At 70.0% G+C, this 19,467-nt stretch carries 18 protein-coding genes; 6 read left to right on the top strand and 12 right to left on the bottom strand.

The window, feature by feature from the left end:
- The first annotated feature begins 10 nt into the window (after positions 1-10).
- On the top strand, positions 11-865 hold the full coding sequence (locus AB0J02_RS11960) for an alpha/beta hydrolase (RefSeq protein ID WP_363193485.1): 855 nt from the start codon (positions 11-13) through the stop codon (positions 863-865).
- A gap of 10 nt (positions 866-875) precedes the next feature.
- Here the strand turns inward: AB0J02_RS11960 and AB0J02_RS11955 are convergent, their stop codons facing one another.
- Together AB0J02_RS11955 and AB0J02_RS11950 are read right to left on the bottom strand one after the other, a co-directional pair.
- Positions 876-2,147 carry a phosphatase PAP2 family protein gene (locus AB0J02_RS11955; protein WP_363193484.1) on the bottom strand — a complete coding sequence of 424 codons (1,272 nt, stop codon included), beginning with the start codon at positions 2,145-2,147 and terminating at the stop codon, positions 876-878.
- Positions 2,148-2,544: 397 nt separating this feature from the next.
- Positions 2,545-4,050 (bottom strand): SulP family inorganic anion transporter, encoded by a 1,506-nt coding sequence (locus AB0J02_RS11950; RefSeq protein ID WP_363193483.1) that lies wholly within the window; start codon positions 4,048-4,050, stop codon positions 2,545-2,547.
- A gap of 234 nt (positions 4,051-4,284) precedes the next feature.
- Here AB0J02_RS11950 and AB0J02_RS11945 point away from each other — a divergent pair, with 234 nt between their 5' ends.
- Positions 4,285-4,722 carry a MerR family transcriptional regulator gene (locus tag AB0J02_RS11945; protein WP_363193482.1) on the top strand — a complete coding sequence of 146 codons (438 nt, stop codon included), beginning with the start codon at positions 4,285-4,287 and terminating at the stop codon, positions 4,720-4,722.
- Between the two features lie 318 nt (positions 4,723-5,040).
- The gene (locus tag AB0J02_RS11940; protein ID WP_363193481.1) at positions 5,041-5,835 is read left to right on the top strand and encodes a VOC family protein; all 795 of its coding nucleotides are present in this window, start codon (positions 5,041-5,043) and stop codon (positions 5,833-5,835) included.
- Positions 5,836-5,851: 16 nt separating this feature from the next.
- On the opposite strand, the gene AB0J02_RS11935 is transcribed toward AB0J02_RS11940, so the two are convergent.
- Positions 5,852-6,571, bottom strand: a complete 720-nt coding sequence (locus AB0J02_RS11935; protein WP_363193480.1) for an Asp/Glu racemase — start codon at positions 6,569-6,571, stop codon at positions 5,852-5,854.
- Between the two features lie 87 nt (positions 6,572-6,658).
- On the opposite strand from AB0J02_RS11935, the gene AB0J02_RS11930 reads away from it, so the two are divergent.
- Positions 6,659-7,696: a Ku protein gene (locus AB0J02_RS11930; RefSeq protein ID WP_363193479.1), complete on the top strand. Its 1,038-nt coding sequence runs from the start codon at positions 6,659-6,661 to the stop codon at positions 7,694-7,696.
- 26 nt (positions 7,697-7,722) lie between these two features.
- On the opposite strand, the gene ligD is transcribed toward AB0J02_RS11930, so the two are convergent.
- The 5 genes from ligD to AB0J02_RS11905 all read right to left on the bottom strand — a co-directional run bounded on the left by ligD (position 7,723) and on the right by AB0J02_RS11905 (position 12,810).
- Positions 7,723-8,652: a non-homologous end-joining DNA ligase gene (gene ligD / locus AB0J02_RS11925; RefSeq protein WP_363193478.1), complete on the bottom strand. Its 930-nt coding sequence runs from the start codon at positions 8,650-8,652 to the stop codon at positions 7,723-7,725.
- A gap of 196 nt (positions 8,653-8,848) precedes the next feature.
- On the bottom strand, positions 8,849-10,633 hold the full coding sequence (locus AB0J02_RS11920; RefSeq protein WP_363193477.1) for an ABC transporter ATP-binding protein: 1,785 nt from the start codon (positions 10,631-10,633) through the stop codon (positions 8,849-8,851).
- A 111-nt stretch (positions 10,634-10,744) separates the two neighbouring features.
- Positions 10,745-10,966, bottom strand: a complete 222-nt coding sequence (locus AB0J02_RS11915) for a hypothetical protein (RefSeq protein WP_363193476.1) — start codon at positions 10,964-10,966, stop codon at positions 10,745-10,747.
- A gap of 44 nt (positions 10,967-11,010) precedes the next feature.
- Complete coding sequence (locus AB0J02_RS11910) at positions 11,011-11,481, bottom strand: MSMEG_6728 family protein (protein WP_363193475.1); 471 nt, start codon at positions 11,479-11,481, stop codon at positions 11,011-11,013.
- 90 nt (positions 11,482-11,571) lie between these two features.
- Positions 11,572-12,810 carry a DUF418 domain-containing protein gene (locus AB0J02_RS11905; RefSeq protein ID WP_363193474.1) on the bottom strand — a complete coding sequence of 413 codons (1,239 nt, stop codon included), beginning with the start codon at positions 12,808-12,810 and terminating at the stop codon, positions 11,572-11,574.
- A 177-nt stretch (positions 12,811-12,987) separates the two neighbouring features.
- Between AB0J02_RS11905 and AB0J02_RS11900 the strand changes: the two genes are divergently transcribed.
- Positions 12,988-13,653 carry a response regulator transcription factor gene (locus tag AB0J02_RS11900; RefSeq protein ID WP_363193473.1) on the top strand — a complete coding sequence of 222 codons (666 nt, stop codon included), beginning with the start codon at positions 12,988-12,990 and terminating at the stop codon, positions 13,651-13,653.
- The gene (locus AB0J02_RS11895; RefSeq protein WP_363193472.1) at positions 13,650-14,762 is read left to right on the top strand and encodes a histidine kinase; all 1,113 of its coding nucleotides are present in this window, start codon (positions 13,650-13,652) and stop codon (positions 14,760-14,762) included. The genes AB0J02_RS11900 and AB0J02_RS11895 overlap by 4 nt, the downstream gene beginning before the upstream one ends.
- 217 nt (positions 14,763-14,979) lie before the next feature.
- On the opposite strand, the gene manD is transcribed toward AB0J02_RS11895, so the two are convergent.
- Genes manD through AB0J02_RS11875 form a run of 4 tightly spaced genes read right to left on the bottom strand, consistent with a single transcriptional unit; the run spans position 14,980 to position 19,385 of the window.
- A complete protein-coding gene (manD, locus tag AB0J02_RS11890; RefSeq protein WP_363193471.1) occupies positions 14,980-16,194 on the bottom strand; it encodes a D-mannonate dehydratase ManD in 1,215 nt (404 codons plus the stop codon).
- A gap of 46 nt (positions 16,195-16,240) precedes the next feature.
- Positions 16,241-17,101 (bottom strand): carbohydrate ABC transporter permease, encoded by an 861-nt coding sequence (locus AB0J02_RS11885; RefSeq protein WP_363193470.1) that lies wholly within the window; start codon positions 17,099-17,101, stop codon positions 16,241-16,243.
- Positions 17,098-18,066 carry a sugar ABC transporter permease gene (locus tag AB0J02_RS11880; RefSeq protein ID WP_363193469.1) on the bottom strand — a complete coding sequence of 323 codons (969 nt, stop codon included), beginning with the start codon at positions 18,064-18,066 and terminating at the stop codon, positions 17,098-17,100. The genes AB0J02_RS11885 and AB0J02_RS11880 overlap by 4 nt, the downstream gene beginning before the upstream one ends.
- Positions 18,066-19,385 carry a sugar ABC transporter substrate-binding protein gene (locus AB0J02_RS11875; RefSeq protein WP_363193468.1) on the bottom strand — a complete coding sequence of 440 codons (1,320 nt, stop codon included), beginning with the start codon at positions 19,383-19,385 and terminating at the stop codon, positions 18,066-18,068. Before AB0J02_RS11875 ends, AB0J02_RS11880 begins: the two co-directional genes overlap by 1 nt.
- Between the last annotated feature and the right edge of the window lie 82 nt (positions 19,386-19,467).

Genomic DNA, 19,467 nt, shown 5'->3' with positions numbered 1-19,467 from the left:
GTGAGGCCCGATGACACTCCTGCACACCCATGACTACGGGGGCGACGGCCCTCAACTGGTTCTTCTGCACGGCTACGGCCGCTCCCACGCCGACTGGGCCGCGTCGGCCTCCCCGCTCACCGCCGGACACCGGGTCCTCGCCGTCGACCTCCCCGGGCACGGCCGCTCTCCCGCGGTCTCGCCCTGGACCATCCCCGCCGTGGTGCGGGCCACCGTGGACACCCTCGACGCGCGGGGCGTGCGGGAGGCCGTGATGGTGGGTCATTCCCTCGGCGGAATCGTCGCGGTCGAATACGCCCGGGCGCACCCGGACCGGGCCCGGGCCGCGGTGAATCTCGACGGGTTCTGGTGGGGCCGCGAGTTCCCCGGCGCCGGACGGGTCGGTGAAGGGCTGCTGGCCTCGGCCGGGGCCATCGCGCCGGCCGGGTACGTGGAGCAGCAGGTCAGCAACTCCGCGCGGCTCGGAATCACCGCCGATCGCGCGGAGGCCGCTGCCCGCGCGGCGGCACACCGGTTGCCCGACGGCACGTGGCGGACGCTGCCGGAACGGGCGGCGGCGCGGGGGATCCTCGACGAACTCCACCGGCTCGGGGCGCTCGGTGTCACCACATGGCTGGACGGAGTCGACGTCCCGCTGCTGCTGATCCAGGCGGGTCGACAGCCTTCACCCGCGCCCGGCACGGAGTGGTTCGCCGAGTTCGGCGCCCGGTTCGCGCGGGGAGTTTCCGAGCAGCTGGCCGCGCTCTCCCGGGCCCGGCGGTCGATCCGCGTTCAGCGGATCGACGCCACCCACGTGATGCACATGGAGAGCCCGGAGACGGTGGCGGCGCTGGTCACCGAATTCGTCCGCGGGCCGTCCTGCTGAAGCGTGCCGGTCACGCCTGCATGAGCTGCGGTTCCGGGAGCTGGGCGGGCGCCGCCTTCGGATGCCACAGCCTGGTGGTCCGCACGTAGCCGTAGACCACCGAGGACATCGCCAGGATGAGCAGGGGGCCGAACAGCCACGGGTGTTCGGCCATCCGCACCGGCAGATAGCGGTACAACACCAGCAGCGCGGCGAACACCGTCGTCCCGTAGGTGATCAGCCGGATCGCCGACCCGTCCCAGCCCCGTTCGAACGCGCGCATGACCGCTTCGACCGTGATCGCGAACACGACGCCGGCGACGAGATCCACGCCGTAGTGGTAGCCGAATCCCAAGGTGGCGGCGAGCGTGGCGACCAGCCAGAAGGCACCGGCGAATCGCAGCAGCCGGGAGCCCTTGCGGGAGTGGATGAAGATCGTGGTGGCCCATGCCGTGTGCAGGCTGGGCATGCAGTTGCGCGGGGTGATCTCGTCGAACGGCACGGGGTGCGGGGAGCCGATCATCTGCGGCGTGTTCGGCCACAGGTTGGCCACCGCCCAGCTTCCGCCGTCGGCGCCGTAGGCGAAAACCGGTCCGACCACCGGGAAGAGCATGTAGACGGCCGGCCCGAGCAGGCCTATGACCAGGAAGGTGCGCACGAGATGGTGGCCCGGGAAGCGGCGTTCGACCGCCACGTTGCGCAGTTGGTAGAGCGCGATGACGGCCGCCGCCAGCGGGAGTTGGCCGTAGACGGTGTGCAGTACGTGCTCACCGACCGGGCCGGTGGCCGCGACCGCCCGGCCCATCAGCCAGGACGGGTTGCCCAGCGCGTGGTCCGCGGTCGCCAGGTACGGGTCGAGCACCTCGGGGCGGGTCTCGGAGGTGATGAGCAGCCAGGTGTCGCCGGTCTTGTGTCCGGCCACCAGCAGCAGGCCGAGCCCGACGCCCTTCAGCAGCAGGACACGTTCGTCGCCGGTACGGCGCGTGACGGCGATGACCGCGCATCCCAGGATCACCCACAACGCGCCGTTGCCGAAGCTCAGCTGGGCGCCGACCAGCCACCGCACCAGCAGGAAGACGAGGTCGATACCGATCGCGGCGCCCACCGCGATGAACCGTTGCCGCCAGGTGAGCACCACCATCATCAGGGCCAGGCCGGCATACAACAGCGGCCCCGAACGGGGAGCGAAGATCACCTCTTGCGCCTGGTTGGTGATCGGCCCCGCGAAGCCGTAGTGCCGCGCGACGATCTCCAGGGCGACGAGGAACCCGAGGGTCACCACACCTGCCACCGTCCACAGCATCACCCATGGTCGCCGCCACACGGAGAGCGCGGTTCTGCATCGTGTCCGCGAAGGTATTCGCGCTGGTGCGTTCATCAATTATTCAGCCGTTTTGTTAGTTTTAGTAGATAGTTCGCCCTTCGTGCTAGATAACGAGGTTGTCTAGCGAAGCACGGGTGCTCAGGGCGACCACTGTGAGATCGCTGTGAGGTCCGATCATGTTATCGGAGCGATGCCGACGGGTTACGGAACGCGGCGTCATGGCCCGGTTGTTCGGCAAGCGGCACCGCACGGCGAAGCCCCGCCACGACGGGGGATGCGTGGCGGGGCCCCAACTACCGGGCGATGCCCGGCGTATGACTCCAATATGGCAGCGCTTCCCCGCCCGCGTACCCGGAATCGGATTTCCTCGGGTACGTCAGTGGCCGGCCGTGAGTCTGCCGCTGAGAGTCTCGTGGAGATCGGCGCTGGGCCGGTTCAGACCGATGATCTCGACGGTCTTGCCGCGCTGCGCGTACTTGGCCTCGATCGCGTCCAGGGTCGCGACGGACGACGCGTCCCAGATGTGCGCGCCTGACAGGTCGATGACGACCCGGTCCGGGTCGGTGGCATAGGCGAACCGGGTCACCAGATCGTTGGACGAGGCGAAGAAGAGCTCGCCGGTCACGGAGTAGACGACCTGGCTGCCGTCCGGGTCCAGGACCGCGGAGACGTCGGCGACGCGGGCGACCCGCCTGGCGAAGATGACCATGGCGGTGACCGATCCGACGACGACGCCGATGGCGAGGTTGGAGGTGGCGACCACGACGGCGACGGTGAGGACCATGACGGTGATCTCGCCCGCGGGCATCCGCCTGAGCGTCTTCGGGGCGACGGAGTGCCAGTCGAACGTCGCGAAGGAGACCATCACCATCACCGCGACGAGGGCGGCCATGGGGATGTCGGAGACGACCGGGCCGAAGACGATGCACAGCACCATGAGGAAGGAGCCCGCCAGGAAGGTGGAGAGGCGGGTCCGGGCGCCGGAGACCCGCACGTTGATCATGGTCTGGCCGATCATGGCGCAGCCGCCCATGCCGCCGAAGAATCCGGTGACGATATTGGCGATGCCCTGGCCGATGGACTCGCGGGTCTTGTTGGACCGGCTCTCGGTGATGTCGTCGACGAGCTTCGCCGTCATCAGCGACTCCATGAGACCGACGAGGGCCATGGCGAGCGCGTACGGGGCGACGGTGGTGAGCGTATCGAGCGTGAAGGGCACGTCGGGCAGGCCCGGCACCGGCAGCGAGGAGGGCAGTTCGCCCTTGTCGCCGACGGTCGGCACCGCGATCCCGGCCGCGACGGTGATCGCGGTGAGGACGACGATGGAGACCAGCGGCGCCGGGACCACCCTGGTGACCTTCGGGAAGAACACCAGGAGCAGCAGCCCGCCGACGATCAACGGGTAGACGGCCCAGGGCACGTCGTGCATCTCGGGAACCTGCGCCATGAAGATCAGGATCGCGAGGGAGTTGACGAAGCCGACCATCACGGAGCGGGGGACGAACCGCATCAGCTTCGCGACGCCGAGGGCGCCGAGCACGATCTGGAAGACCCCGGCCAGGATCACGGCCGCGACGAGATATCCGAAGCCGTGCTCGCGGTTGAGCGGGCCGATCACGAGCGCGACGGCGCCGGTGGCCGCGGAGATCATCGCGCGCCGGCCGCCGACGACCGAGAGGGTCACGGCCATGGTGAAGGACGCGAACAGGCCGATCGCCGGGTCGACGCCCGCGATGACCGAGAACGAGATCGCCTCGGGAATCAGGGCGAGCGCGACGACGAGTCCGGCCAGGACCTCGGTGCGCCACACCTTCGGATCGGACAGCCAGTCGGGCTTGAGGGCGCGCAGTCGCGCGACGGGAGAGAACGCGGGAGTGGACAAGAGGGGCAGTACCTGTCGATCGGGCACTCCCGGAGAGAAGGGCGTGCGGCAGAGCGCGGGCGGGCCGGACCGGCCCTCGCGGGGCCGGCGCGTCGGCGGACCGGGCCCTGTCATCCGCAACTCTACCCTAACGTTACGGTAGAGATGCGGGTCGCTCCGGGGTAGTGGAGTGGAACAGGACAACATGACGCACGGCGATGCGACTCAGGACAAGAGGACGAGGAAGGCGGGCGCGTGAGCGGCGGGCACATGCAGATCGGCGAGGTCGCGGCACGGACCGAGCTGTCGTTGCGCACCATCCGGCACTACGAGGAGACCGGGCTGGTCATCCCCTCCGCCCGTTCCCAGGGCGGTTTCCGTCTCTACACCGAGACCGACGTGGCCCGTCTGATGGTGATCCGCCGGATGAAGCCGCTCGGCTTCACCCTCGACGAGATGAGCGATCTCCTCGCGGCCACCGACCGGCTCGACGCCGACACCGATCTCTCCGACGACGTACGTGAGCAACTCATCGGCCGTGTAAGGGAGTTCGAGCAGACCACGCAGCAGCGGATCGCGGATCTGCGCACCCAGCTGGCCCGCGCGGAGGAGTTCGCCGACACCTTGGCCCGACGCCTGCCCCAGGGCTCTGCCCAGAACCTGTCCGAGCCGCCTGCGCCCGATCGGACGTAACCGTCGCCGATGGGCTCGCGACGGCCTTGCGGTGGCCAGAAGAGGCGGGCCGGGCGGCAGCCAGCGTTAATGGACGTGTGCGCGGTCTTTACGAACGAGGTGCCCGTCGGCCGAACCCGATCGAGCGGGCGGCTTTTATCACGTTTTTGGAGTTCGAGCAGCCGCGAGAGTGAAGGTGACGCATCCACGCGGCTGGCCGTTCGTTGGAGGGCACGCGCTCTCCCTTTGCTGTGCGAAACCCGCAGCCGCGACCGAAAGGGATCAGGGAGCCTCGGGCGGGCCGGCGGGGGCCTCCATCGACCTCAGAACGGTACGAAGATGAACAGCGACAAGACACTGGCAAGCGAAGCTCCGGCCAGCAGCACGGTGTTCGGGGCGCCCTGCTGGGTCAGCCTGTCCACGCGTGATCTGGGCGTCGCGCAGGACTTCTACCAGGCGGTGCTCGGGTGGGAGTGGCGCACCGGGAAGCTCGGTGACCAGTACCGGTTCGCGAGCGTGAACGGGGTGCCGGTGGCGGGTCTGTCCGCGGTGGAGAGCATGCTGCCGACGACCGTCGCCTGGACCCCCTTCTTCGCCGCGTCCAGCGCGGACACCACCGTGGCCCGCAGCCACGAGCGCGGCGGGACGACCGCGGTGGGGCCGCTCTCCTACCCGCCCGGCCGGGCCGCGCTGCTGTCCGACCGCGACGGCGCCGTCTTCGGGATCTGGGAGGGCGAGCTGGTGTCGGACTGGGAGAAATGGCGCCGGGCCGCGCCGACTTTCGTGGAACTGCACACCCGCGACGCCTTCGACGCGGTCATCTTCTACGCCGAGGTCCTGGGCTGGGCGTCCAGTGCCCCCGGCTCCTGCGACGTCCAGTACGAGGACGAAGAGGTGGTGCTGCGCAGCGGCGGCGACGTCGTGGCCCGCATCCACTCGGGCGCGGTGGAATCCGCGCCGGATCCCGCGATCCGGCCGCACTGGCGGATCCACTTCATGGTCGCCGACGTCGAGGCGTGCGCGCGGGCCGCACGAGACCACGGCGGCCAGGTCCTGGAGATCGCCCTCGATGCGACCGAGGCCGTACTGACCGATCCCGGCGGAGCCCGCTTCGTAGTGAACTCGAAACAGTGAACCCTGAACGGTGAAGTCAGGGCCGACTCCCCTGCGCCCGTAGGCCCACGGCATCCAGCAGCGCCCAGGCGGTGGCTTGGTTGGCGCTGATGACGGGTTTGCCGAGGCGCTCTTCGAGACGGGGAAGGGCGTCATAGGTGGGCAGGCTCGTGCAGCTGATGAACACCGCGTCCGCCCGGGGGTGGTCCCCCTTCACGACGGTGTCCACCACCTGCTGTTCCGCCACGGTGTAGACGTCCTCGACCGTGCCGAGTCCCAGCGCGGTGAGGGCCACGACATCGAAGCCGGTGGCCGCGAGATAGGCGGCGAGCAGACGATCGACCGGCTCCTGATAGGGGTGCACGACCGCGATGCGCCGCGCGCCCACGGCACGGAGCGCGTCGACGACCGCTCCGCTCGTCGTCAGCGCCTGCCGGGCGCCGTAGGACAGGATCGCCTCCCGCAACGCCCGCTCGCCGGTCACACCACCCGCGAAGCTGCACGCTGTGCAGAGGTACGCCACGGCCTCCGCTCCGCATCGGACGAGTTCGTGGACCGGCTCGGCGAGCAGGCCCGTCCTGCCGAGACGGGAGACGAGCTCCAGATTGTCCCGGTATCGGACCTTCTCGGTGGAGGTCATCGTCCACTCGGCGGCCGGCGGGAACCATCGGCACAGCTCCTCCTGACGTGTGAAGTCGTAGGAGGCGACCACTCCGATGTGTCGCTTTCCAGCGCTACGAGGATTCGGCCGACGCATGCCTTCGAGGCTAATGACCGTTTCCCCGGATGCGGCGGGACACCGGTCGGGGTGCCATGGGTGGAGACAGAAAGAGGTGTCTCGGACATGGCGCGTCCAGTGTGGAGCGGAACGCTGACCTTCGGTCTCGTCTCCCTGCCCGTCCAGATGTTCACCGCCACGGACAGCCACACCGTCCGCTTCCACCAGTTGCAGCGCGGCACGTCGGACCGTGTGCGCAACAAGCGGGTGAATGAACGCACGGGCGAGGAAGTGCCTCTCGACGAGGTGGTCAAGGCCTTCGACGACGGTGACGAGTACGTACTGGTCGAGCCGGCGGAGCTGGACGACATCGCCCCAGGCCGCTCGAAGGCGCTGGAGATCACGGGCTTCGTCGACCTGCGGGACGTCGAACCGATCTTCTTCGACAGGACGTACTTCCTCGGCCCCAAGGGCAAGGAGTACACCAAGGTCTACGCCCTGCTCGAGAAGGCGCTCGATGAGGCGGGGATGGCGGGGATCGCCACGTTCGTGATGCGCAATCACCAGTATCTGGTCGCGGTGAGGGCCGAGGCCGGGCTCCTGACGCTGCACACCCTCCACTGGGCGGACGAGATCCGTGACCCGCGGCGGGAGATCGACAACCTGCCGGGGAAGACGAAGGTCACCGACCGGGAACTGAAGATGGCGCGGCAACTCGTGGACACACTCCGTATCGAGTGGAGGCCCGAGGATTTCCACGACACGTACCAGGAACAGGTGAGCGCGCTCATCAAGGCCAAGCGGACCGGTGAGGCGGTCGGGAAGGCGGAGCCCCCGGCCGAGTCCACCAACGTCGTCGACCTGATGGACGCGCTGCGGGCGAGCGTGGACCGGGCGAGGAAGCCCTCGGGGCACGGTGGCAAGAAGCGCGCGAAGAGCAGCGGAACTTCGGACACGTCGCCTCGGCCTCCGACGCACATCCACGACGCCGCCGCCAAGCGCCGGTCCACCGGCGGGGGAAAGCGGGCGTCGCTCGGCACCCTGACCAAGGCCGAGCTCTACCGGCGGGCCACCGACGCCGCGATCCAGGGCCGTTCCTCCATGAACCGGGAAGAACTCGTCGAAGCCCTGCGCGGGACGCGGCGGCACAAGGCCACGTCCTGACCTGGTGGCAGTCTCCGCGCCCGTGGTCAGTCCGCGTGGGGCGACTTCTTCCGCGCCAGGCCGCGCAGACGCCGGTCCGCCGTGGTCACGCCGCGTCCGCGACGGGCGAGTCCCGCCCAGGGGTCCTTCTCCAGGCGGTCGCCGAGGTCGGTCACCGTCCAGCGCCGGGCGGTCAGCTCGGGGGCGTCCAGTTCGCTCCAGTCCAGAGGCACGGCCACCGGGGCGCCCGCCCGGGACCGGACGGCGAACGGGGCGACCACGGTCTGCGCGTAGCCGTTGCGTGCGACGTCCAGATACAGCCTGCCCCTGCGGGCGTTCTTGCGGGGCTCGGTCGTCAGCTCCCGCGGGTACCGTGCCGCCAGAGCCTCCGCGACGGCGCGGGCGAAGGCGAGCACGTCGTCCGCGTCGTCGCGCCGGTTCAGCGGTACGACGACGTGCAGGCCCCGTGAGCCCGTGGTCATCAGGCCCGACGCGAGGCCGAGCTGATCGAGCAGTTCGTGCAGCTGGTGCGCCGCGCGGCGCACCGGCTCGAAGTCGTCGGCGGGCGGGTCGAGGTCGAAGACCATGCGGTCGGGGCAGCGCGGCCGGTCGGCGCGGCTCAGCCAGCGGTGCGGGGTGATGCACGCCTGGCTCGCCAGATAGACCAGGGTCGCCGTGTCGTCGCAGACCACGTGCGTCACCTCGCCGCCCTCCTTGGCCACCGACGTGCGGTGGATCCAATCGGGGAAGTAGTCGGAGATCTTCTTCTGGTAGAAGCGCTCCTCGTCGATGCCGTCCGGCATCCGTTCGAGCATCAGGGGCCTGCCGCGCAGTTCGGGCAGCATGCGCGGTGCCACCCGCCGGTAGTGCTCGACGAGATCGGCCTTGGTGATGCCGTCGCGCGGGAACAGTTCCTTCTCGGCCCTCTTCACATCGACCTTGCGCCGGCCGATCCGTACCTCGACGTCGGGGCTCACGCCACCGCCTCCTTCGCACCTGTCCCTGCGCCGCCTTACGGGAGCGCACGCTTCGCGGAGTCGTGCATGCCCCACCCTGCTCGCCGCGGACGGGCCGCGCGAGCGCGGCCCGAGCCATCGGTGCACCGAATGTCCCGGGGCCGCGGTTCTACGCATACAGGGCGGAAGCGAGCACAGCACCGATCCGGAGGCCGTCTCACCCCGCCGCCGCGGGTTGCAGCCTCGCGTACACCCCGCCGCGGGCGAGCAGTTCACGATGTGTGCCGGTCTCCGCGATCCGGCCGTCCGCCATCACCACGATGCGGTCGGCGCCCTGGACCGTGGAGAGCCGGTGCGCGACCACGAACACGGTCCGGCCGTGCACGAGCCGGGCCAGCGCTTCCTGCACGAGGGCCTCGGAGCGGTTGTCGAGCGCCGACGTGGCCTCGTCCAGGACCAGGACGCGTGGGTCGCGGATCAGGGCGCGGGCGATGGCGAGCCGCTGCTTCTGCCCGCCGGAGAGCCGGGCGCCGCGTTCGCCGACCACCGTGTCCAGGCCGTCCGGCAGGCGCCGTACGAACTCCAGGGCGTTGGCGTCGCGCAGTGCCCGCAGCAGGGTCTCCTCGCCGGTGTCACCGAGCCCGTACGTCACGTTGTCGCGGATGCTGCCCTCGAAGAGGATCGACTCCTGCGGCACGACCGACAGGAACCGCCGGTAGCTGCGCAGGTCGAGCGTGGCCATGTCGACGCCGTCGAGCAGGATCCGCCCCGCCGTCGGCCGGATGAACCCGATGAGCAGGTTCAGCACGGTCGACTTGCCCGCGCCGGACGAGCCGACCAGGGCGACGGTCTCCCCCGGCCGGGCGGAGAGCGTGAAGCCGTCGACCGCGGGCCCGCCGTCCTCTTCCCCGCTGTCCTCGGCGTACGAGAATCCGGCCTCCTGGAAGTCGATGCGGCCCGTCACCCGCTCCACCGGCGCCTTGCCGGCGTTGCTCTCCAGGTCGGGCGCCTGCAGCACCTCGCCCGCGGAGCGCACCGACTCGAGTCCCTTGCTGATCACGGGAGCCAGCCCGAGCAGGGTCGTCACCGAGCCGGTCAGGACGGTGAAGAACGCGCTGAGCATGACGACGTCGCCGGCCGACACCCCCAGCCAGCCGTGGTACGCGACGAGCGCCGAGCCGGTCAGACAGCACACGCCGAGAATGTTGAGCAGGACCCAGGCGGCCGAGTTGAAGCGGCCGTTCATGGTGTCGAGGCGCAGTCCGGCCGCGAAGACCTGGCGCAGGGAGCCGTCGACGCGGCCGAGCGCGGTGCGTTCCAGGCCGTGGGCGCGAGTGATGGGGATCAGGGTGGTCATCTCACCGACTCGCGAGGAGAGTTGCTCGACCTCGCGGCGGAACTCCTCGTTGTGGCTGCGCAGTTGTCCACGCAGCCGCATCACCATGAAGCCCGCGGCGGGGACGACGACCAGGAACACCGGAAGGAACTCGGGTGTACGGAAACCGATCATGACGAGTCCGCCGGCGAGGGTGGTCACGGCACCCAGGCCCATGTCGGAGCTCTGCTGCACCATCTGTTCCACCGCCTCCACGTCGCGTACGACCTTTGCCTGGAGGACGCTGGAGCTGACCCGGGCGTGGTAGCCGATGGACAGTTGCTGCATGCGGCGGCAGAGCGCCGAGCGCAGGGTCGTGCCCATGCGGCGGATGCTGCCGCCGAGCAGACGCACGTACCACTGGTGGATCGGGTAGTTGATCACGAGGATGAACAGGAGCAGGCCGGTGGCGCGCCACAGGTCGGCCAGGGAGCGGTGCTGGACGACCACGTCGAGAACGGTCGCGGTGATGACCGGGAGCAGCCAGATCGGGCTGTGCTTGATGACGAAGAGGAGCGCGGCCAGCAGGAGCCGGTGACGGTCGGGGCGGAAGAGGTGGCCGAGGGTTCGGATGGGATGCTCACCGCGGTAGCGGTGGTCCAGATGATCGGGAGCCGGTTGGTGCATGCATCGATCCCACCGCATCCGAAGCGCGCGGGAAAGCGCTTTCCAGAACCTCGGCGAAAACAGCCTCGTCCATCGGCCGCTTTCCACTGGGCCCCACGGATCTCACGGATCTCACGGGGCCGGGAACGTCGTCAGCACGGACAACACCGCCTCCGGGGCTTCCTCGGCGGGATAGCGGCCACAGCCGGGGAGGACGACGGCCTCCACGTCGGCGGCGGCTGCGAGCTGCGTCATTTCGCCGGCCGATGCGCCGAGGCCCCCCGGTCGCCAGGACAGGAAGGACGCCGAGCTGCGCTCCGTGGCGCGGATCGCCTGCACGTCCGTGGCGGACACCCTGTCCCGTGCGGCGGAGACCACCGCCGACGTGGGGTGACGGTCTACGAAGGGCCCCGGCCGGAAGCCGGCCAGACGTAGGGAAGGTCGTCGGGAACGTCCGGGAAGAACGGGGTGTAGACCTCCGGCGCCTTGCGGACCAGTGCCGACTGGTGGCTGCGGTGGAAGGCGGGGTCGCCCAGCCAGGGCGGCAGCTCGCCGTCGCCGGCGAGCTGCTCCTGGACTCGTACCTCGGCGCCGGGACGGTGCCCGGTGAAGTCGGTGACGAGCGTGCCGGCGCAGGTGTCGGAGCGCCCCTCCGACACCCACATCTCGCACATGTCGAGGCCGTAGCGGACCAGGGCCTCCTCGTAGCCGGCCCACATGCGTACCGCCGGGTGGTGCCGCCATCCGTAGCCGGGCACGATCAGGCCGCGCAGCACCTGGAGTGCCTCGACCCGCTGTTTGCCCAGGCGCGCCTGGTCCAGGACGGCGGCGGACTGCATGAAGTCGGGATACGGGAGAAAGGTCTGCACGCAGGATGCCTACCGCGGCGGGGCCGTTCCCAGACGGGCGATTGAGCGCATTTCCGGCCACGGGCGGTGGCCGCCCCTGAGACCGGCGGGCTATTTGACGTAGCGGCTGAGGCCGGTGGCGTGGGCGAGCAGGTGTTCCAGAGGGCCTCGGCGGAAGTATCGGGTCCACAGCGTGGCCAGCAGCGCCGCTGCCGCGATGAAGACGAACAGGGAGAGCAGGGAGGGTCCTGTCCCGTCCTGCATCCCCACCACGCGGATGGCCAGGATGTGCAGTACGTAGGCGGTCAGCGCGACCGTCCCGACCGCGGAGACGGGTGCGGTCAGCCGGGCGAGACGCGGCATGCGGTTCGTGATCATGAGGCACACGGCCACCACCACGAGCGCGACGCCCGTGTTGCCGAGGATGGAGAACGTCGTCTGGCTGTGCGGCGCGGCGATCAGCAGCCAGGCGGCCGGGGCCCGGTCCGGGAGGTCGCCGACCATGTCGGACCACCAGGCCGAGGCGACCGACCGGCTGTCCGTGGCGGCCGCGATGCTGTCGAGGGCGGAGGGGACGAGACGCAGGGTGAGCCAGGAGCCGCCGTAGCCGAGCACGCACAGCGCGCCTCCGGCGAGGGCGAGCCGGGTGCGGATCCTGGCGTCGCGGAGATCGAGCCGGGCCACCGCCATGCCCGCGATCATGAAGGGCATCCAGGTGAGCACCGGGTACTCACCGGTGAACAGCAGCTCGACGATGCCGTCGGTATCGCTGATCCGGGCCAGCGGGTCCCCGGCGACGACGGCGTCCGCCCAGCTCCCGCTCTCTATCGACTGCCGTATCACGTACAGCAGTTGGGGCATCAGCAGCGCGAGCGCGGCGGCGATGACCGCGAGCCGTGTCGCGCTCAGCCGGTACAGCGGCAGGATGAAGAGGAAGGCGAGTCCGTAGAAGGCGAGGACGACGTCGATGTCCGTGTCCAGGGCGGTCAGGGCGAAACCCAGGACGATCAGCACGGCGGAGCGGACGACGATCTTGGCCACGGCCTGGCGTCCGGCCCGGCCGGTCCGCGGACGCGGGCGGCCCGTGATGATCACGAGCGAGAAGCCGGCGAGCACTGCGAAGAGGGCGGAGGAGCGGCCGCGCGCCAGCTCCATGACGAATCCGAGCGGCCCGCCCGCGGCCGGGTCCGGGCCGACGTGTGCGGCGTACATGCCGAAGACCGCGCAGCCGCGGGCCAGGTCGATGCCGACGAGGCGGGCCGTCGACGGCTTCGGACCAGGGGGGTCGGTGAGATCGGGGCCCGGATCGAGGGGTAATCGGGCCCCGATCGTCTGTGCGTGTTGTGTCATGGGTTCCATCGTCCGAGCGGCACGGGCCCCGGCCCATCCGGCAAGTGGCCGTAGTCACCCCCGCCACCCGGCGGGGCCCGCCCGGCCGGACGGAGACCGCCGGACGGCCACGGAACCGGAGGAGGGCCCCTATCGTCAAAGGTGTCCAATCGTGGTTCGACTGCAAGCGGGGCACTTGTGATCCGGGTTCTGGTGGTCGACGACGAGGCTCTGATCCGTTCCGGCTTCCGGCACATCCTCGGCGCCGCCGACGACATCGAGGTGGTGGACGCGGTTCCGGGGGGCCGCGCGGTCGGCGCGGTCCGGGAGCTGTGTCCTGATGTCGTGCTCCTCGACATCCGCATGCCGGACGTGGACGGACTGACCGTACTGGCCGAGCTACGACGTCTGCCGCACCCTCCGGTGGTCGCCATACTGACGACGTTCGACATGGACGAGTACGTCACGGCCGCACTGCGTACCGGCGCCTCCGGTTTCCTTCTCAAGGACACCGATCCCGAGCAACTCCCGCACCTGGTACGCGATTTGGCCCATGGCGGCATCGCCCTGTCGTCGAAAGTCATCCGGCCCATCGTGGACGGATTCCTGGACAAGGGGCCCGCGAGCCCGGCCGGTCGCTTCGTCTCCAGGCTCACCGCCCGCGAGCGGACCGTGCTGCTCCTCGTCGCCGAGGGGCTGCCCAATGCCGGCATCGCCGCGCGCATGCACCTGAGCCCCGCCACGATCAAGGATCACGTCAGCGCCCTCCTCGCGAAGCTGGAGGTCGGCAGTCGTCTCCAGGCGGCCCTGCTCGCCGAGCGCGCCGGGCTGCTCAAGGCGTCCCGTACTCCGGAGAGCCGATGAAGCGCCGCCGTGTGCCGGCCCTTCTGTTCGACGCGGCCGCCATCGCCGCCGCCCTGCTGGATGCCTGGGTCCACGTCGACCCCGATGACCGGATGGCCGCGGTGTGTGCCCTGCTGGCCGCCGTCAGCCTGACGCTGCGTCGCCGACTCCCCCTGCTCACCTATGTGTTGGCGCTGCCCGCCGCCTTCGTCACCGACGCGGTCTTCGCGACGCTCGCCGCTCTCTACACACTCTCCACCCTGACACGGCGCCGCTCGCTGCTGGTCGTCTGCGCCGCCGCGTTCGTGACCGGCGACACCACCTCCTGGTCGTGGCCCAGACCGGAGTTCACCGATCCGACCGACACCTCGAACCTGATCATGGTCACCTACAGTCTGGCGACGGCTGCCGCGCCGGTCTTCCTCGGGCAGCTCGTCCAGGCGCGGCGGGAGCTGACGGTGCGGATCGGCGAGATCTGGAAGGCCCGGGAGAGCGAGCGGCAGCTGCTGGCCGACAGAGTGCAGGCACGGGAACGCGCGCGGCTCGCCCGTGAGATGCACGATGTCGTCTCGCATCAGGTCAGTTTGATCGCTGTACGCGCCGGAGCGCTCCAGGTCGGCAACCGGGACCCGGAGACGAAGGACGCCGCGGCCACGATCCGGCGGCTCAGCGTGCAGACGCTGGACGAGCTCCGGCACATGGTGGGCGTGCTGCGCGCCTCCGGGAGCAGCCCCATGGAACTGACCCCGCAGCCCTCCCTCACCGACCTCCCGCGGCTGGTCGAAAACAGCGGCATCGACGTCGAGCTGCACACGGACCTGCCCGACGACCTGCCGCCGACCGTCCAGCGCGCCGTCTACCGGACCATTCAGGAAGCCCTCACCAACGTACGCAAACACGCCCCCGGCGCCACCGCCACCATCGGCGTCCATCACGCGGACGGCACGCTCCGCGCGACCGTCATGAACACGGCCCGCACCTTGCCCGCACTCCCCCTGCCCGGCGCGCACTACGGCCTCATCGGCCTGCGCCAGCGCGCCGAACTCCTCGGCGGAACACTGAGCACCACCGCGATGCCCGACGGCGGGTTCCAACTGCGCCTCGAACTCCCCGTACAGCGCTCCACCTGACCTCACTCACCGCACGGGAACAGACAGGACTCGTTGCCCTCGTGGACGCGGTTCCTCGCGCCAGTGCCGCGGCCCAGAAACGCGCGGTCGCCACGGGGCGGGCGCAGTCGATCACGATGTCGTGCAGTCCCGCCATGACGGCATCATGCGCACGTTGGCCGGCGCATGCTCAGCCGCAGGCTCTCGACCCGAGGGCCCGCCCGGTCGCGGCCCGCTGTCACCAGTCGTGGACGCTGCCGTCCTGGAGGCGGTTGACCGGGAGGTAGGCGGCGTCGTAGGGGTGGGCGGCTGCCAGTTCTTCGTTCAACTCCACGCCGATGCCGGGGGTTTCGCCGGGGTGCAGGTGGCCGTCGGAGAAGGTGTAGGCGTGCTGGAACACCTCGTCGGTGAGCGGGGTGTGGCCCGAGTACTCCTGGATGCCGAAGTTGTGGACGGCCAGGTCGAGGTGGAGGGCCGCGGCCATGCCGACCGGGGAGATGTCCTCCGGTCCGTGCACGGCGCTCTTGATCTGGTACTGGGCGGCGAAGTCGAAGAGCTTGCGCAGGGGGGTGACGCCGCCGAAGTGGGTGACCGCGGAGCGTACGTAGTCGATCAACTGCTCGGTGATCAGGGCCTGGTAGTCGTGGACCGTGTTGAAGACCTCGCCGATGGCGAGCGGCGTGGTGCTGTGGCGGCGCACGAGGCGCAGCGCCTCCTGGTTCTCGGCCGGGGTGCAGTCCTCCAGCCAGAAGGGACGGTACGGCTCCAGGTCCTTGGCGAGGCGGGCCGCCTGGATCGGGGAGAGGCGGTGGTGGGCGTCGTGCAGCAGCGGGAGTTCGGGGCCGAACTCGGCGCGTACCGCCTCGAAGACGGCCGGGGTGTGGCGCAGGTAGGCGTCGGTGTCCCAGTCCTCGACGAGGGGGCGGGCCTGCTGGTGGAGGACGGGCGCGCCTCCGGCGTCCGTGCTGTGCACTCCGTAGACGGCCTTGAGGCCGGGGATGCCGGACTGGACGCGGACGGCGTGGTAGCCCTCGGCGAGGCGTGCGCGGACCGAGTCGAGGAGTTCGGGCAGGTCGCGGCCGTTCGCGTGGCCGTAGGTGCGCACGCGCTCCCGGCTCGCTCCGCCCAGGAGTTGGTAGAGCGGCATCCCGGCGGCCTTGGCCTTGATGTCCCACAGGGCAACGTCGACGGCGGCGATCGCGGCCATCGTGACGGGGCCGCGCCGCCAGTAGGCGCCGCGGTAGAGGTACTGCCAGGTGTCCTCGATGCGGTGCGGGTCGAGGCCGACGAGGAGGGGCGCCACGTGGTCGGTGAGGTAGCTGACGACGGCCAGTTCCCGCCCGTTGAGCGTGGCGTCGCCGAGGCCGGTCAGCCCTTCGTCGGTCGTCAGCTTGAGGGTGACGAAGTTGCGGCCCGGGCTGGTGACGACGACCTTCGCGTCGACGATCTTCATGGGGGTTCTCTTTCGGTTCCGGATGAGAGGGGGTCGGGAGGCTGGTTCAGCCCTTGGAGGCGCCCGCGGTCAACCCGGCCACCAGGTACTTCTGTCCGAGGACGGCGGCGAGGACGACGGGGACGGTGATGAGGGTGGCGGCGGCCATCAGGCCGCCCCAGTCGGTGCTCGCGTAGGAGATGAAGTTGAAGAGGGTGACCGGCACGGTCTGGGTGCGGTCGTCGGCGAAGACCAGCGCGAACATGAAGTTGTTCCAGCTGAAGACGAAGGCGAGGAGCGAGGCCGTGGCGGTGCCGGGTGCGGCGAGCGGGAGCGTGATGCGCCAGAAGGCTCCGAAGGCGCTGAGCCCGTCGGTGCGGGCCGCCTCTTCGAGTTCGACGGGCAGCCCCGCGAAGAAGCTGATCATGATCCACATGATCAGTGGTACGGAGACGAACATGTGGCTGAGGATCAGCACGGTGTAGGAGCCGACCAGGCCCATCCGTGCGAACAGGTAGTACCAGGGCACGAGCAGCGAGATCGCGGGGACGATGCGCGCGACGAGGATGACGGAGCCGGTGCGGCGCATCCCGAAGCGGCCGACGGCCCAGGCTGCGGGGACGGCGATGACGGCCGAGAGCACGGTGGACACCACGCCGACGAGCAGGGAGTTGCCCATCGAGCGCAGGATCTGGCCGGCTTCGAGGACGCTGCGGAAGTTGTCGAGGGTGGGACGGAACCACAGGCCCACGGTCGGGTCGGTCACCTGGACGTTCGTCTTGAACGCGGCGGCGAACATCCAGATGACCGGCAGGGCGAAGACGAGGGTCACGACGGCGATGGCGATGCCGCGCAGTAGGCCCAAGTGCCGCCGTCTGCGCGCCTGTTGCGTGGGTGCCGGCCGGGTCGTGGTGACGGTGGCGCTCATGCGTGCTTCCTTCCGCCGCGGCGGCGCAGCAGCACCACGACACCGATGATGAAGAGTGTGAACAGGACCAGGACCGCGGCCGCGAGTCCGTACTCCTGGTAGTCGAAGGTGAGCCCGTAGGCGTAGACGTTGAGCGTCTCGACCTCGAAGTCCGAACCGCCGCCCGGCCCCTTGGTCGCGTAGAGGATGTCGAACGTCTTCAGGCCGTCCACGGCGCGCAGGACGAGCGCGGTGGCCAGGGTCGGGCCGAGCATGGGCAGGATCACGTACCGGAAGCGCTGCCAGCTGCTCGCGCCGTCGACGAGCGCGGCCTCCTCCGGCTCCTCGGGCAGGGTGGTGAGGCCGGCGAGCAGCAGAAGTGTCATCATCGGCGTCCACTGCCATACGTCGATGAGCATGAGGGTCGGCAGCGACTGGCCGACCGAGCCGAGGAACTCCTGCGGGGGCAGGCCCACCGAGCTGAGCAGGTGGTTGGCGATGCCGTTCGTCGGGTCGAGGATCAGCAGCCACAGGATGCCGATGGCGACCGGCGTGGTGAGCAGCGGGATGATGAGGACGGTACGGACCCAGCGCATGGCGCGGAACGGCTTGCGCATGAGCATCGCGAGCGCGAGACCGAGCACCGTCTCCAGCACCACCGCGCCTACGGTGAAGACCAGCGTGCGGCGGGCCGCGGGCCAGAACCTGCGGGAGTCGCCCAGCGCGTCGGTGAAGTTGCGCAGCCCGATGTGGTGGGAGTCGGCGTTCACCGCGCCGAAGGCGTCGGTCAGGCTGAGGTCGAGCGTGAAGACGAGCGGGAAGACGATCATCAGGCCGACGAAGAGCAGGGCGGGCGCGAGCATGGCCCACTTCAGCCGCCGGTTGGCCTGCTCGAAAGTGCGCGGCGGGCGGCCGGTGGACGACGCCCCAAGTGGGTTACGCCTGCTGGTCGTTGTACGCGCCGGGGAGACCTCGGTGGCCGGCATCAGGACTCCTTGTGGCGGTTGTCGCGGACGAGGAAATCGGCGAACTCCGCGTCCGCGTCCCGGGCCACGGGCGGTACGGACTGGCCGAGGATGCCGGCGACCAGCGGACGGCCGACGATGTCCCGGGCCCGGCCCACCTGGAGCACCCGGGGCCGGTCGTAGCCGCGGCCCCGGGCCGCGTTGAGGCGCATGGCCTCGGCGAGGTCCGCGGGGAAGGCGGCGAGCGTCTTCGGGTCGGCCCACACCGAGGCACGGGCTCCGGGGATGCCGTCGGACTGCAGGGTCTCGGACATCTCCGGCCCCGCCGCCCACCTGATGAACTCCCAGGCGTCGTCGCGCAGTCGGGAGAACTTACTGATGCCCAGGCTCCAGGACGGAATGTTGTGCGGCACCGCGCCCGCCGGTCCCGCGGGGAAGGGGGCGAAGCCCACGGTGTCGCGCACGGTCGATATCTTCGGGTCGAGGAAGTTGCTGTAGATCGCGTCGGCGTCGATGTAGAAGGCCGCCTTGCCCTGCGCGAAGATCGGCATCGCCTGTTCGAGGCTCATGTTCGTCGCCCCGGGCGGGCCGGACCGTGCCAGCAGCTTGCCGTAGTACTCGTAGGCGGCCAGCGCCTCGGCGCTGCCGATGCCGGACCTGCCCCGGACGACGAAGTCGCCGCCGTGCGAGTACAGGAAACTCGACCACTGGGAGACGGCGCCGTTGCGCTGCCCGCGGCCGACGTATCCGAAGAACCCCTTCTTGCGGGCGGCGAGTTCACCCGCGGCGTCCATCAGCGCGTCCAGCGTGCGCGGCGGCCCGCCGAGATCCTCGACGAGGTCCTTGCGGTAGTAGAGCACGGGGCGTTCGGTCACCACCGGCACGCTCAGCACCCGACCTGCCGTCATGGAGGCGTCACGCGGGGCCTTTTGGAAGTCCTTCCAGGCGAAGTGCGCATCGTCCTCGACTCGGTCCGTGAGGTCGGTGAGCCAGTTGTTGTGCGCGAAGATGAGCTGGTCCTGGAGGGCGCGGACCATCATGACGTCCACGTCGGTGCCGGAGGCGTTCAGCTTGACGTTGTAGCTGCTGGTGAGCTGGTCGGCGGTGAGCAGCGTCATCGAGACCGGCCGTCCGACGCGCTCTTCGAACTCCTTCTTGCGGCGGCGTATCGCCTGGGACCACACGTGATTGATCGCCATGATCCGCAGGGGCGTGCCGGCCGACGGTGTCCCGCCGCGGGCCGAACAGGCCCCGAGCGCTCCCGTACCGGCTGCTCCCGCGATCCCCGCGGCCATCCTGCCGAAGGTGCGCCGGCTCAGGAGCGGGCTGCTCGTGGACATCGTCGTCCTCGCCTCTCTGTGGTGCCGTTCTTGCGCGCCGACCGACTGCCGGGTCGACTGGCCCAACTGGTAGTACCAGTTG

The sequence above is a fragment of the Streptomyces sp. NPDC050264 genome (genome assembly GCF_040655895.1).
In the GTDB taxonomy this organism is placed as follows: Bacteria; Actinomycetota; Actinomycetes; order Streptomycetales; family Streptomycetaceae; genus Streptomyces.
Note: the sequence above shows the minus strand (reverse complement) of the source record. Positions and strands in the feature narration are given on the sequence as shown.